Raw genomic sequence first — 11,975 nt, forward strand, 5'->3', positions numbered from 1 at the left:
GAGTGCCGGTGGGTTCGGCCGGGAGTGATCGGGTCCCACAGCGGCACTGTCGTCCAGCTCGGCGCAGGACAGCCAAAGGTAGGAACTCTGCACTGTCAAGAGCGGCGGCGGATCCTGTCCTGCAATGTCCCATTCGGGCCGCAAGCCCGGCATCTGCCCGGATCAGACGGTCGACCGAGTCGAAATCAGGTGTCCCGCAACCCAAGACTCCGAGCTATATTCATCTGATGTTTGTCCGCTGACCCCGCCGGAGATCTCCGATGCGAATCGCCACCGTCGTCGCGCACCTGGTCACCGCCGCAGCCGTTGTCGCGGCTGTCGGCGCCACTCCCGGAAGACCTCCGGACGTCCTCTACGCCGCCCCGTCCGGTCACGGCTCCGCCTGCAGCTCCGCCGCCCCGTGCGACCTCGCCACGGCCCGCGACCGCGTCCGCGAGCTCGTCCCGCGGGCCGCCGGGGACGTCGTCGTCGAACTGCGTGGCGGTACCTACTCGCTGACCACGCCGCTGCGGCTGGGCGTGCAGGACTCCGGCCGGCCGGGACACCGCGTCGTCTACCGCGCGGCCCCCGGCCAGACGCCGGTCTTCAGCGGCGCCCTGAAGGTCGGCGGCTTCCGGAAGACCGACGCCGCGAAGAACATCTACCGCGCGCCCGTGCCGAAGGGGACCGCGAGCCGGGAGCTGTTCGTGAACGGCGTCCGCGCGGTGCGCGCCCGCACCGCCCAGGACCCGGGCGGGTTCTCCGTGTCCGCCACCGGGTTCACCACCGCCGACGCGTCCTCCACGTCCTGGACGAACGCCGCCCGGGTCGAGGTGGTCGCGAACAACGGCTGGAAGCAGCTGCGCTGCCCGCTGGCCTCCATCACGCCCGGCGCGTCGGGCGGCTCGGCGCTGACCGTCGACCCGGGGTGCTGGACCAACAACCACACCTCGGTCCCCAACCCCAGCTTCCCGTTCAACGGCGCCGGCCTGCCGAGCCTCGACCGCGTGACCTGGCTCGAGAACGCCTACCAGCTGCTCGGCACCCCCGGCCAGTTCTACCTCGACGGCGACGCCGGGTTCCTCTACTACGTGCCCCGGCCCGGCGAGGACCTCGCCAAGGCCGACGTCGAACTGCCCGTCGCGCCGGAACTGCTCGACCTGGCCGGCACCCCCGGGCACCTCGCGCCGCTCAACGACACCGACTGGCGCGCGACCTACACCGGCGCCTGGAACTACTCGAGCGGCCGGCACCTGGGCGACCTCGGCGCCGACGTCCACTACACCCAGACCAACGGCGACGCCTTCAGCTACTCCTTCACCGGCACCGGAATCCAGGTGCTGACCGAGACGAACTCGGATGAAGGCGACATCGACGTCTACATCGATGACGTCAAGAAGCAGACGGTGTCGGCCAAGAGCGACGAGCGCCTCGCGCAGCAGGCCGTCGTCTCGGTCACCGGGCTGGCCAAGGGCAAGCACACCGTCCGCGTGGTCAAGGCCGGCGGTGACTACCTGCTGATCGACGCCGTCACCGTCATCCCCGACGTCGTCGCGCCGGTGCACGACATCGCTTTCGAAGGCATCACCTTCGCCTACACGACCTGGACCGCTCCGAGCACCGCGGGCTACATCGACAACCAGGCCGGGATCCTGTGGGACCCGGCCACCCGGGCGCCGACCCGGATCCCCGCCGCCGTGCAGGTGCACCGCGGCGCGCGGATCGCCTTCACCGGCGTCACCGTGCAGCACACCGGGACCAGCGGCATCGACCTCGCCGACCAGACCCAGGACTCGACGGTGTCCGGCAGCTCGATCACCGACATCGGCGGCAGCGGCGTCGACGTCGGGGAGGTCGACGACTACTACCAGACCCAGCCGTCGCTGATGACCAGCGGCAACACCGTCGCCGGCAACATCATCCAGCGGCCGGGGCAGGAGTACCAGGACGCCGTCGGCGTCTGGGTCGGCCACAGCCGCGGGACCACGTTGTCCCACAACGACATCGGCTACACGCCGTACTCGGGCGTGTCGATCGGCTGGGGCTGGGGCTGGGCGTCGAGCTGCGCCCTGCAGGCCAAGCAGGGCCTGCCCGACCCGTGCCTGCACGGCACGACCTACACCGGCGGCAACCACGTCGTCGGCAACCACGTGCACAGCGTGATGGGCGTGCTGTTCGACGGCGGCCCGATCTACACCCTCGGCGGCCAGGCATCGGGTTCCGAGTTCGCCGGCAACGTGCTCGGCGAATGCGTCAACGGCTGCAACATGATCTACCACGACGAGGGCAGCTCGCTGTGGAACACCCACGACAACGTGGTGAAGTTCAGCAACGGCTCGCTGTGGCTGAACCTGTGGACGCCGACCATCCACGACGACTCCATCCACGGCAACTTCACCGACACCGACCGCTACAACAACAACGGCACGGACATCGACCTCGAACCGTCCACTGTGGTCACCGACGGCCGCTGGCCGCCCGCGGCCCAGTCGATCATCGACGCGGCCGGGCCGGGTACCCCGCCGGGCAAGGTGCTCGACGACGACGATCTGCGGATCGCCTACACCGGGAGCTGGGCCTCGAGCGGTTCGCGGACCTACGGCGACCTCGAGAACGGCGTGCACTACACCCAGCAGAACGGCGATGCGGCGTCGATCACCTTCACCGGGACCGGGATCAGTCTCCTCACCGAGACGAATTCCGACGAAGGGGATATCGCCGTCACGCTCGACGGGGTTGCTAAGGGAACAGTCAGTGCGAACACCGCCCAGCGGCAAACCCAGGTCCCCGTTTATTCGGTGACCGGGCTCGCCGCCGGACGGCACACGCTGACCGTTGCCAAAGCGAGCGGAACCTATTTCCTGGTGGACGGCTTCCGCATTTCTTGAGTCAGAGCAGCCGCAGGTCGACCGCGTCGGCCATGGCCTGCATGCCGGCTTCGTTCGGGTGGAGGTGATCACCCGAGTCGAAGCCGGCCTGCAGCGCCGCGGGATCGGAGGGGTCTTGCAGCGCCCGGTCGAAGTCGACGACGCCGTCGAACTGCCCGCTCGTGCGGATCCACGCGTTCGCCGCCTGGCGGATCGCCTCGGCGGGTTCGCTGTAGTAGCCGGCGCCCTTGTCCGGCAGCATCGTCCCGCCGAGGATCCGCACCCCGGCCGCGTGCGCCTGCCGGATCAGCGCGCGGTAGCCGTCGATCAGCTGCTGCGCGGTGAGCGGGCCGCCGTCCGGGCCTGCGTTGTTCCCGATGTCGTTGATGCCCTCCATGAGGATCACGGTCCGCACGCCGGGCTGCGCCAGCGCGTCGTGGGCGAACCGCTTGAGCGCGCTGACGCCCTGCCAGATGTTCGGCACGTCGGTCAGCACCCGGTTGCCGCCGATCCCGGCGTCGACCACGGCGGTCGGGTGCGGCCCGGCCAGCCGTCGAGCGAGGTCGTCAGGCCAGCGGTGGTAGACGCTCGCCGGGGTGTTGTAGCCGTCGGTGATGGAGTCGCCGAAGGCCACCACGGTGCCGGTGGCGGCGGGGGAGACGACGTCCAAACCGGACAGGTAGTACCAGGAAGTCGTGGCGGCGACGTAGTTCCCGTCGTCGGTGTCGGCCGCGTGGTCGCCCGGCTTCGAGAGGTAGGAGACGTCGAAGGCGTCGGAGTGCCAGGTCGCCGAGCTGGTGGCCTGGGGCAGGTACAGGCTCACGAGCAGGTTCTGCTCCGCGCGCACCGGCAGCGCCACCGGGTCGCTGACGACCTCCTGCCCCGCCGGGATCGTCAGCGTTCTCGCGCGCGAGAACGTGACTGTGCGCCGGGATCCTTCGACGGCGGTCGCCTTCCCGGCCTGCAGGGCGAGGCTGACGCCGCCGACGACGAGAGGGGTGGTGCCGCGCAGGTTCGACAGGTGCACGCGTAGCGCGTCACCGCCGACGCTGGGGTGGACGACCATCCGCAGTGTCCGGTCGGTGAAGTTCGGGCCGCCGATCGTCATGCTCGGCGACCAGGCCGAAATCGGCCGGTGCGCGGAGGAATCGGTTTCCGCGACGGCCGTATTCGTACTGCCCGAAATCAGCGAAATGATGGTCGCCACGGCAAGGAGTGTCTTCTTTGTCATTACCGGAAATCACCTCTTCGGTGGGGGAGTTCCAGTATTGCCACGCCTTGCCGGAAATGGCCAGGGCTATTTCGGGGACCTCGTCATCGTGGGGCTTTGACCGCGCGCAGGACGTACGCGTCCAACGCCAGCGGGCGGACGCCGGTCAGCTCGAAGCCCGCGTCGGCCAGCAGCGCGCGGTAGTGGGACTCGGTGCGCTCGCGACCGCCGACGTTGCAGAGCATGTGGATGTCCCACGGCACCGCCAGCGACGCCGTCCCGCTTTCCGCCGGCAGCAGGCGCTCGACGATCAGGAGTTCGGCGTCGTCCGGCATACCGGATGCACACGTGCTGAGAATGGTGTGGCACCGCTCGTCGTCCCAGTCGTGCAGGACGCGGGACAGCAGGTACACGTCACCGCCACCGGGAACGGCTTCCGTGAAGTCGCCGGCCACCAGGGTGCAGCGCGTCGCGTGCTTCGCCAGTGCCGGGCCGGCGACGGCCAGGGCCTCCGGGCGGTCCATGAGCACGCCGGTGGTCGCCGGGTGGGCGTCGAGGACGCGGGACAGCAGCGCGCCGTTGCCGCCGGCCACGTCGACGACCACCCGGGTGGCCGAGAAGTCGGCGACGCGGGTGAGCTCGGCGAACATCGCGTTGCTGGCCGCCATCGACCGGTGGAACAGGTCCGCCAGGTCCGGATTCGCGGCCAGGTGGGCGAAGTGGTGCGCGCCGAAGACCTTCGCGAACGACTCCTCGCCGGTGCGGACGGCGTCGGTGAGCGCGGCGAAGGACCGGTAGAACGGGCCGCCGTACATCAGGGCGAGTGCGCTCATGGTGCCTTCGACGTCCGAGCGCAGCAGCGCCCCCACCTCGGTGAGCACGTACCCCGCCGCCGTCGCGCGGACGACGCCGAGGGTGGCCAGGTACCGCAGGAGCCGGCCGAGGCTCTCGCGGTCGGTGCCGGTCGCCGCGGCCAGGGCGCCGAGGTCTGCGGTCGTGGCCAGGTGATCCGGCAGGCGCAGCTCGACGGCCGTCGAGACGGCCTGCGTCGCCCAGGCGCCGGTCAGCAGCCCGAGCAGTTCCGTGCCGGGCTCGGAGTCGCGCTGGTGCGCGGCGAGCACCCGCGGGAACTCGCCCGCGTACAGCAGCTCCAGCCGCCGGTAGGCCGGCGCGGGGTGGTGCGCGTCTTGGAAGTACAGCACAGTGGCGTCTTCGTGCCCGTTGTAGCCGCCGCCGTCCGGGCGCAGCTGCCCGGCGATCGCCGCACGGAGTCCATCGAGGACGATCGGGTCGGCGCGCGGCACCCCTAGCGCGAAGTGGTCCTCGTGGCCGCGCCGGCGCTCGTCGGCGGCGATGTGGGCCAGGTCCGGCGGCGTGACCAGGACGAAGATCTCCAGCGCGCACGGGCGGCCGTCGTGGTCGGTCACCGGGGCGCGCAGGATGCCGACCGTCAGGTCGTCGGCGGGCACGCCGTAGCGGCGGGCGATCCGGTCCCGGACGACGACGCTGTGGCTCATCAGCCCCGTCTCGAGGCCGTGGCGGGCCAGTTCTTCGCCGAGCCCGTCGAGGGTGCTCGGGAAGATGAGCAACCCGACGTGCGAAAAGGGCGCGTGCGCCGCCAAAGCCGCCCGTTCGGCGGTGGGCAGCGACGGCAGGGCGGCGGCGAGCACCGTGGTGGTGTCGCTGGTGCGGACGAGGTCCCTCGCCGTGGTGAGGCGGTCGAGATCCTCGGGTGCGAGCGTGGGGGCGAGCGTCGCGGTCATGGGCACTCCTGTTGCTCAGATGCCGACGTAGTTCTCGGCGAAGAAGTCTTGGTGTGCGCGGGATTCGCGCAGGTTGTCGAGCCGGGTGCGGCGCAGGGCGGACCCGAAGGTCCCGGCGCCGGCCGGGTCGTGGAGGAGCCCGATCATCCAGTGCGAGAACTCCTGCGCCCGCCAGATGCGGGGCAGGCAGGTGCGGGAGTACGCGGCGAGGGCGCGCTCGTCGTCGCGCAGGAGGGCGTCGGCGAGCGCGGCGGCCAGGACTTCGGCCGCCATGATCGCCAGGTTGGCGCCCTTGGCAGCGGACGGGCTGATCAGGCTCGCGGCGTCGCCGACGAGGAACAGCCTGCCGTGCCGCAGGGGGTCGACGACGTCGGAGCGCAGGCGCACGATCCGGCGCTCGGTGACCGGCCCTTGGCGCAGCTCGCCGAACTTCCCGGTGCGCATGCGGACGGCGAGTTCGGTCCAGATCCGCTCGTCGCTCCAGGCCGCGGCGTCGTCGCCGCGCGGGACCTGGAGGTAGTAGCGGGTCACCGAGGGGCTGCGCGCCATGTGCCCGGCGAACCCGCGCTCGTGCAGGGCATAGGTGACGGCCGGCATGCTCTGGGGTGCCTCGGCGAGCACGGCCAGCCAGGAGATGCCGTGGTCACGGGCGCATCGGGCCGGCGCCGGGACGGCCTGGCGGGTGGCGCCGTTGCTGCCGTCGCAGCCCGCGAGGAACCGGGCGCTCACCTGGCCGGTGTTGCCCTGGTCGTCGCGGAAGCGGACGGTCGCGGTTTCGGTGTCGACGTCCGTGACGGTCACGCCGAACCGCAGCTCGCCGCCGCGCGCGAGGTATTCGCCGACGAGGTCGGTGACGAGCCGGTGCTGCGGGTAGACGGTGTGCCGTTCGCCGCGGCCGAGCCGGTCGTACCGGAGTTCGAACTCGCCGCCGTCGTCGCGGAAGGCGCAGGTGCCGTGGGTGCTGCCGTCGCGCAGCATCCCGGCGCCGAGGCCGTGCTCGGTCAGCACCCGCGCGCTGTTCGCACCGAGGAACCCCGCCCGCGCCCGGGCTTGCACGTGCTCCCGGCTGCCGCGTTCGAGGATGAGGGTGTCGATCCCGCCGGCGCGCAGCAGGTTGCCCAGCACCAGCCCGGCGGGCCCCGCGCCGACGATGAGCACCGATGTCCGATCGGCCATGAGTCCCCGGCCCGTTCCCTTCCCGAAAGAAAGGCGGCCCACCCCGGGCCGCCCGGGGGCAGACCTAACCAGGTTCAGGTCGGCGCGGCGCGCAAGCCGGCATCGTGGCGCGATTGATCACCCATATGAGAGTGGTCGTCCGATGTGGACCGAGATCCGCGAACTCGCAGGCCCGGCGCCGCTGCGGAATTCCTCGGCCACCATGAATCAGTTTTTGGCAGCAAGACAATCCGGGCTCGTGTCACAAGAATGCAACAACTGTGCATCTCACTCTTTCGAGTGGACTGTTGCTCACCAAGGGTCGCTCGGGTCGAAACTGGTAACTCCGATGGCTGATTCCGCGACTGTCGAGGCGTCTCCCATTCGTGATCGGTCGCATTCCGTGCCTGGTCCCGGACGAAAGGTCGGTCGCTCGTGGGTGCTCATGGTCCGATGTCCCTGGTCGGCAGGCGGCAGCTCGGCGGCCGATGGCGGGTGCGGCCCGCCGTGCGCAACCGGTGGCTGCTGTTCGCCGTGGTCACCGTCGCCGTCGTGCCCGCCGATGACGGGGGTGACCTCTGGGCGATGGCTGCCGTGTTCGGGCTCGTGGGTGCCTCGGTGCTCGTCTACCGGGCGCTGGTGCGCGCGGCGGCGAAGGTCGAAGCCGCGCTGGACGACGAGCTCGACTTCCGTGCTCAGCCGAGGACCGGCTTCGTGCCGTCGAAGCGGATCGGCAGTGAGTAGAGCGCGCGGGCCTTGCGGCCGGGGAGCCGGCCGTGGAAGTAGAGGGTCCCGTCCGCGATCGCCGCGCCGCCCGGCCCGTCGACCGCGCCGCCGAGTCCGTCCGTCGTGAGCAGCGCGCCGGCTTTGCGGTACGGACCATCCACTGTGGACGCGGTCGCGTACGAAGTGTGGTAGCTCTCGTCGGTGTAGCCGCCGCCGGTGTTCCGCAGGAACGGTGCCTCGATGACCCCCTCTTCGTCCGGGGAATCCACGCGCAGCAACGGTTTTCGGCCGCCGGTGAGCGTGAGACCGGCCCGGTCCACCCGCTGCAGCCAGAGGGTCGAGGGCTCGCCCGTGCCGTGGAGGCTCTTGTAGAGCAGGTAACGGGTGCCGTCGGTGTCGGTGAAGCCCTGCGGGGCGATGTCGCTGCCGTCGTGGGGCGGGCAGACGAGCGGCCGGTCGCCCGCGGGCCGGTACGGGCCGCGCACGTCGGCGACGGCGGCGCCCACGCACATCGCCGCGCGTTCGGCCGAGGTCGCCGAGAAGTACATGAGCCAGGTGCCGTCCGCGCGCCGTGAGACGTCGGGTGCCCAGATCTGTGTTTGGGGTGCACGCGGTTCTCCTCGGGACGAAGGTGCCGTCTTCTCCTCCGGCCATCGTGGCCCAGCCTGCCACTCGATATTCCTGTGCCGACGCGGAAACGGGGTGGCCCGCGCCGAGGTTCCTTTCCGTGCCGGAGTTCCACTCGTCAGTGCGGTCGCATCCCGGCTCGGTTTCACCGCAACGAACCAGCCGGACGCACTTGGGGGTACACAGCAGGTGCGGCTGCCGCTTCACGCGGTCCTGCCGAAGCGTTCCGGAAGGTGCGGGCGCCGGAGCGGCGCCCGCACCGTCAGCGGCAGGCGGGGCCGAGTTGCAGGACGACGGCCGTCCAGGTCATGCCCACGCCGATGCCCAGCAGCAGCACGTGATCGCCCGGGCTCGCTTCGCCGGTCCGGAGCAGGTGGTCGAGCGCCACGATCTGGTCGCTGGCCCCGAGGTGCCCCACGCGCAGCCCCAGCTCGGTCATCGTGCGGTCTTCGGGCACGCCGAGCGGGCGCAGGATCTGCGTGTGCACCAGGCGGCGGCCGTAGTGCGGGGCACAGATCTTCGCGATGTCGGGCAGGTCGATCCCCGCGTCGGACAGGGCGGTCTTCACGACCGTCGTGACCCCGTCGGCGTTGCGGGTGTCGACGTGCGCCGGACCGCCGTGCCGGCCGAGCCACTGCCGCTTGCGGCGCCGGATGTCCAGGGACCGGTGGGCCGTGACGCTCGCCGTGCGGAACGGTTCGTCGCCGCGCTGCAGCCCTTCCAGCGACGGGTCGGTGAACGACGCGACCGCGCGGATCCGGGCCAGGCCCGGCCGGCGCGAGAGGACGACCGCGCTGCCCGCGTCGCCGTAGACGATGCCGGTGTCGGTGCTCCAGTGCGGGAAGCCCGGCGCGCCGAACCGGTCGCCGGCGGTGATGAGCGCGGCGTCGTGGTCCGGGCGGCCGCGCAGCACGCTCGCCGCGATGTCCAGGCCGGCCACCAGGCTGTTGCTCATCGCGCCGAGCTCGAGGGTGAGGCCGGGACCGGCGCCGAGGCCGAGCTGGTCGCGGACGTAGGACGCGGCGTGCCAGAAGTCGATCCCGGGGTGGTAGATCCCGGCGTGCAGGCACAGCGTCGGCCAGGCGGCGCCGCCGGTCGTGAGTTCGCTCTGCCGCAACGCTTCGCGTCCGGCGCGGACGGCCAGTTCCGGGCCCGGCAGCGTCGAGACGGCGGTGGACAGCTGGCCGGTGCGGTCGGCGTCGGTGGAGGTGAACTCACCGGCCGCGAGCGGCACGGCGACCGGCGTCAGCGCGCCGACGTCGGTGCCGATCCCGGTGAGGTGCAGGTCATCGACGCGCATCCGGGGTCACCTCCGGCAGCACGGCTTCGATCTCCGAGAGTGTGTCGTCGAGGTGCAGCGGCGGAGCGGACACGCACCCGAGGGCGGCGAGCTCGGCGGCGACGGCTTCGGCGCTTCCCCCGGAGAACCGGTGGAAACCCCCGAAACAGACGGGACCGGAGCCGGGAACGGCGATGGCCAGGTGCGCCCAGCCGGTCTCGCGGTCCCACCGCACGACCAGCCGGGTGGTCCCGGCGGCGGCGTGGGTTTCGCGCAGCACCTGTGTCAACGTCGTGGCGGTCAAGCAACTTCCTTTCGGCACGGCGAACAGCACGCACCCCGGGGGCGCGCGCTGCTGAAGGGGAAGTGGGGACCGCGTCGTCGAGGCCCCTGGGAACGCCGTGAAACCTACCGTGATGATCATGCGCGCCGAGTCACCCCCTGATACACAGAGTGATCGGCGGGGCTGGTACGGAAGCCGGTTTCCTGAAAACAGCTCGGTTTTCGCCGAGGTCGGTCGTGAGATTCCTTCGGCTTGTGGTTACTCTTCGTGTACCTGCTCGCTCGCCGAGCCGGGCGCGTCAGTGCGGTCGGCCGGGCCGTCACCTCACCATGACACTGCGCGGCGTCAGCTGAGCGAGCCGGGGGAGCCGAGCATCCGGGCCGCCAGCTCCGCGTACGACTCGCCGAGGGCCTCCGGGGAGTCCGCGCCGTCGAGCCGGTACCAGCGGACCAGGTCGATGCCGAGCGACAGGATCGCGCGGACCGCGCGGTCGATGTCCGGCACGTCGAAAGCGCCTTCCCGGACTCCGCGTTCCACGACTTCCTGCATCATCGCGGAAAACTGCTGCCGGAGGCCGAGGATCTCGGCGTGGTGCGCCGGCTCGAGCGCCGCCAGTTCGTACTGGCAGACCCTGGCCACCGTGTGGTGGCGGGCGTGCCACGACACGTGCCCGGCCACCAGACGCCGGATGTGGCTTCGCGGGTCGCCGTCGTCGGGCTGGGCCCGCAGCTCCGCCAAGGCTCGCTCGTGGCCGGTCCGGGCGATGCGGAACAGCACGGCTTCCTTCGACGGGAAGTGCACGTACAGCGAGCCGGGGCTGAGGCCGACGACGGTGGTGATGTCGCGGGTCGTCGTGGCGTGGAAACCCTTGCGGGCGAAGCACTGCACGGCCGACGACAGCAGCGCGCGAGCCACCGGCGAAGTGTGCTCTCCCCAGAACTCGGCGGGGACCGTCTCGGGGCCGAGGCTGGTCGTGAGCTCCATCGCGGCCGCCGCCGGGTGTCTTCCGCCGCCGCGCTTCTTCTCCGGCATCGCCGTCTCCCCTCATCGGGGGCCGGCGCGTGCCGACTCGGACTTGACACGTCCCGGCCTCGCAGTCATGGTAACTGTGCGCTCAGTTAGTCACAGCGAACACCCTGAAAACGGTCGACGATGACTCGAGGAGGGTCGCGATGGGACAGCCGGCAGTCGTGCTCGAAGGCTTCTCCTACCTCGAATGCCCGAGGTGGCACGCCGGGCGGCTGTGGGTGTCCGACTTCTACACCGAGCGGGTCGTGGCGATCGACGGCAGCGGTGGCATCGAGGTCGTCGCCGAAGTTCCGCACCAGCCCTCGGGCCTCGGGTTCCTGCCCGACGGGCGCCTGCTCGTCGTCTCGATGCGCGACCACCGCGTGCTCGTGCGCGACGAGTCAGGGCAGTTGAAGGAGCACGCCGATCTGTCCGGTGTGGTCTCCGGGGTGCTCAACGACATGGTCGTCGACGACCGCGGACGAGCCTGGGTGGGCAACTTCGGCTTCGACCTCATGGGCGGCGCGCCGGTGCGCTACACCACGCTCACCCGCGTCGACGCGGACGGGAGCGTCGCCGTCGCCGCCGAGGACCTCGGGTTCCCCAACGGCATGGTGATCCTGCCCGGCGGGGTGCTGGTCGTCGCCGAGACCTTCGCCGGGCGGCTGACCGCCTTCGACATCGGCGAGGACGGCGAGCTGAGCGGGCGCCGCGTGTGGGCGCAGTTCGGGCAGACCCCGCAGACCGACGACGTCGGGGAAGCGGTGCAGCGCCTCGAAGTGGCCCCCGACGGCATCTGCGCCGACGCCGAAGGCGCGATCTGGGTGGCCGACGCCGTCCACAACCGCGTCCTGCGGGTTGAGGAGGGCGGCCGGATCCTCGACGAGATCGACGCCGGCACCGGGGTCTTCGCCTGCATGCTCGGCGGCGACGACGGGCGGACGCTCTTCCTCTGCGCGGCGCCGTCTTTCGCCGAGCACGAACGCCGACCGGTGCGTGAGGCCCAGCTGCTCTCGGTCGACGTCGAGGTCCCGCACGCCGGCCTGCCCTGAACCGACCCCGCCGAAACGGAGGGCCC

At 71.2% G+C, this 11,975-nt stretch carries 11 protein-coding genes; 4 read left to right on the plus strand and 7 right to left on the minus strand.

All coding sequences use genetic code 11. The features are described from left to right. Positions 1–260 precede the first annotated feature (260 nt). Positions 261–2,867 (plus strand): hypothetical protein, encoded by a 2,607-nt coding sequence (locus tag QQ657_RS01180; protein WP_284740114.1) that lies wholly within the window; start codon positions 261–263, stop codon positions 2,865–2,867. Position 2,868: 1 nt separating this feature from the next. Here QQ657_RS01180 and QQ657_RS01185 read toward each other — a convergent pair whose 3' ends face one another. Beyond that, positions 2,869–3,954 (minus strand): SGNH/GDSL hydrolase family protein, encoded by a 1,086-nt coding sequence (locus tag QQ657_RS01185; protein WP_284740115.1) that lies wholly within the window; start codon positions 3,952–3,954, stop codon positions 2,869–2,871. Between QQ657_RS01185 and QQ657_RS01190 the strand changes: the two genes are divergently transcribed. After that, entirely contained in the window at positions 3,929–4,177 is a 249-nt protein-coding gene (locus QQ657_RS01190) for a hypothetical protein (RefSeq protein WP_284740116.1), read from the plus strand. The genes QQ657_RS01185 and QQ657_RS01190 overlap by 26 nt on opposite strands. Here the strand turns inward: QQ657_RS01190 and QQ657_RS01195 are convergent. Together QQ657_RS01195 and QQ657_RS01200 are read right to left on the minus strand one after the other, a co-directional pair. Next, positions 4,161–5,819, minus strand: coding sequence for a methyltransferase (locus QQ657_RS01195; RefSeq protein ID WP_284740117.1), 1,659 nt, complete (start codon positions 5,817–5,819; stop codon positions 4,161–4,163). The genes QQ657_RS01190 and QQ657_RS01195 overlap by 17 nt on opposite strands. 15 nt (positions 5,820–5,834) lie before the next feature. Then, a complete protein-coding gene (locus tag QQ657_RS01200; protein WP_284740118.1) occupies positions 5,835–6,995 on the minus strand; it encodes a 4-hydroxybenzoate 3-monooxygenase in 1,161 nt (386 codons plus the stop codon). A gap of 432 nt (positions 6,996–7,427) precedes the next feature. Between QQ657_RS01200 and QQ657_RS01205 the strand changes: the two genes are divergently transcribed. Continuing rightward, complete coding sequence (locus tag QQ657_RS01205) at positions 7,428–7,718, plus strand: hypothetical protein (RefSeq protein WP_284740119.1); 291 nt, start codon at positions 7,428–7,430, stop codon at positions 7,716–7,718. Here the strand turns inward: QQ657_RS01205 and QQ657_RS01210 are convergent. The 4 genes from QQ657_RS01210 to QQ657_RS01225 all read right to left on the minus strand — a co-directional run bounded on the left by QQ657_RS01210 (position 7,670) and on the right by QQ657_RS01225 (position 10,921). Continuing rightward, positions 7,670–8,476 (minus strand): family 43 glycosylhydrolase, encoded by an 807-nt coding sequence (locus tag QQ657_RS01210; protein WP_284740120.1) that lies wholly within the window; start codon positions 8,474–8,476, stop codon positions 7,670–7,672. The genes QQ657_RS01205 and QQ657_RS01210 overlap by 49 nt on opposite strands. A gap of 113 nt (positions 8,477–8,589) precedes the next feature. Then, positions 8,590–9,627: a ketoacyl-ACP synthase III family protein gene (locus QQ657_RS01215; protein ID WP_284740121.1), complete on the minus strand. Its 1,038-nt coding sequence runs from the start codon at positions 9,625–9,627 to the stop codon at positions 8,590–8,592. Then, positions 9,614–9,910: a hypothetical protein gene (locus tag QQ657_RS01220; RefSeq protein WP_284740122.1), complete on the minus strand. Its 297-nt coding sequence runs from the start codon at positions 9,908–9,910 to the stop codon at positions 9,614–9,616. Before QQ657_RS01220 ends, QQ657_RS01215 begins: the two co-directional genes overlap by 14 nt. Before the next feature lie 324 nt (positions 9,911–10,234). Then, positions 10,235–10,921, minus strand: a complete 687-nt coding sequence (locus QQ657_RS01225) for a TetR/AcrR family transcriptional regulator (protein WP_284740123.1) — start codon at positions 10,919–10,921, stop codon at positions 10,235–10,237. 140 nt (positions 10,922–11,061) lie between these two features. On the opposite strand from QQ657_RS01225, the gene QQ657_RS01230 reads away from it, so the two are divergent. After that, positions 11,062–11,949 carry an SMP-30/gluconolactonase/LRE family protein gene (locus QQ657_RS01230; RefSeq protein WP_284740124.1) on the plus strand — a complete coding sequence of 296 codons (888 nt, stop codon included), beginning with the start codon at positions 11,062–11,064 and terminating at the stop codon, positions 11,947–11,949. The last annotated feature ends 26 nt before the right edge of the window (positions 11,950–11,975 follow it).

It is taken from the genome of Amycolatopsis ponsaeliensis (genome assembly GCF_030182635.1).
Lineage (GTDB): Bacteria > Actinomycetota > Actinomycetes > Mycobacteriales > Pseudonocardiaceae > Amycolatopsis > Amycolatopsis ponsaeliensis.

Bases quoted from the DNA above. Each gene is read 5' to 3' on its own strand.
- QQ657_RS01180 (WP_284740114.1), top strand. From the start codon at position 261: ATGCGAATCGCCACCGTCGTCGCGCACCTGGTCACCGCCGCAGCCGTT.
- QQ657_RS01185 (WP_284740115.1), bottom strand. From the start codon at position 3,954: ATGACGATCGGCGGCCCGAACTTCACCGACCGGACACTGCGGATGGTC.
- QQ657_RS01195 (WP_284740117.1), bottom strand. From the start codon at position 5,819: ATGACCGCGACGCTCGCCCCCACGCTCGCACCCGAGGATCTCGACCGC.
- QQ657_RS01200 (WP_284740118.1), bottom strand. From the start codon at position 6,995: ATGGCCGATCGGACATCGGTGCTCATCGTCGGCGCGGGGCCCGCCGGG.
- QQ657_RS01205 (WP_284740119.1), top strand. From the start codon at position 7,428: ATGTCCCTGGTCGGCAGGCGGCAGCTCGGCGGCCGATGGCGGGTGCGG.
- QQ657_RS01215 (WP_284740121.1), bottom strand. From the start codon at position 9,627: ATGCGCGTCGATGACCTGCACCTCACCGGGATCGGCACCGACGTCGGC.
- QQ657_RS01225 (WP_284740123.1), bottom strand. From the start codon at position 10,921: ATGCCGGAGAAGAAGCGCGGCGGCGGAAGACACCCGGCGGCGGCCGCG.
- QQ657_RS01230 (WP_284740124.1), top strand. From the start codon at position 11,062: ATGGGACAGCCGGCAGTCGTGCTCGAAGGCTTCTCCTACCTCGAATGC.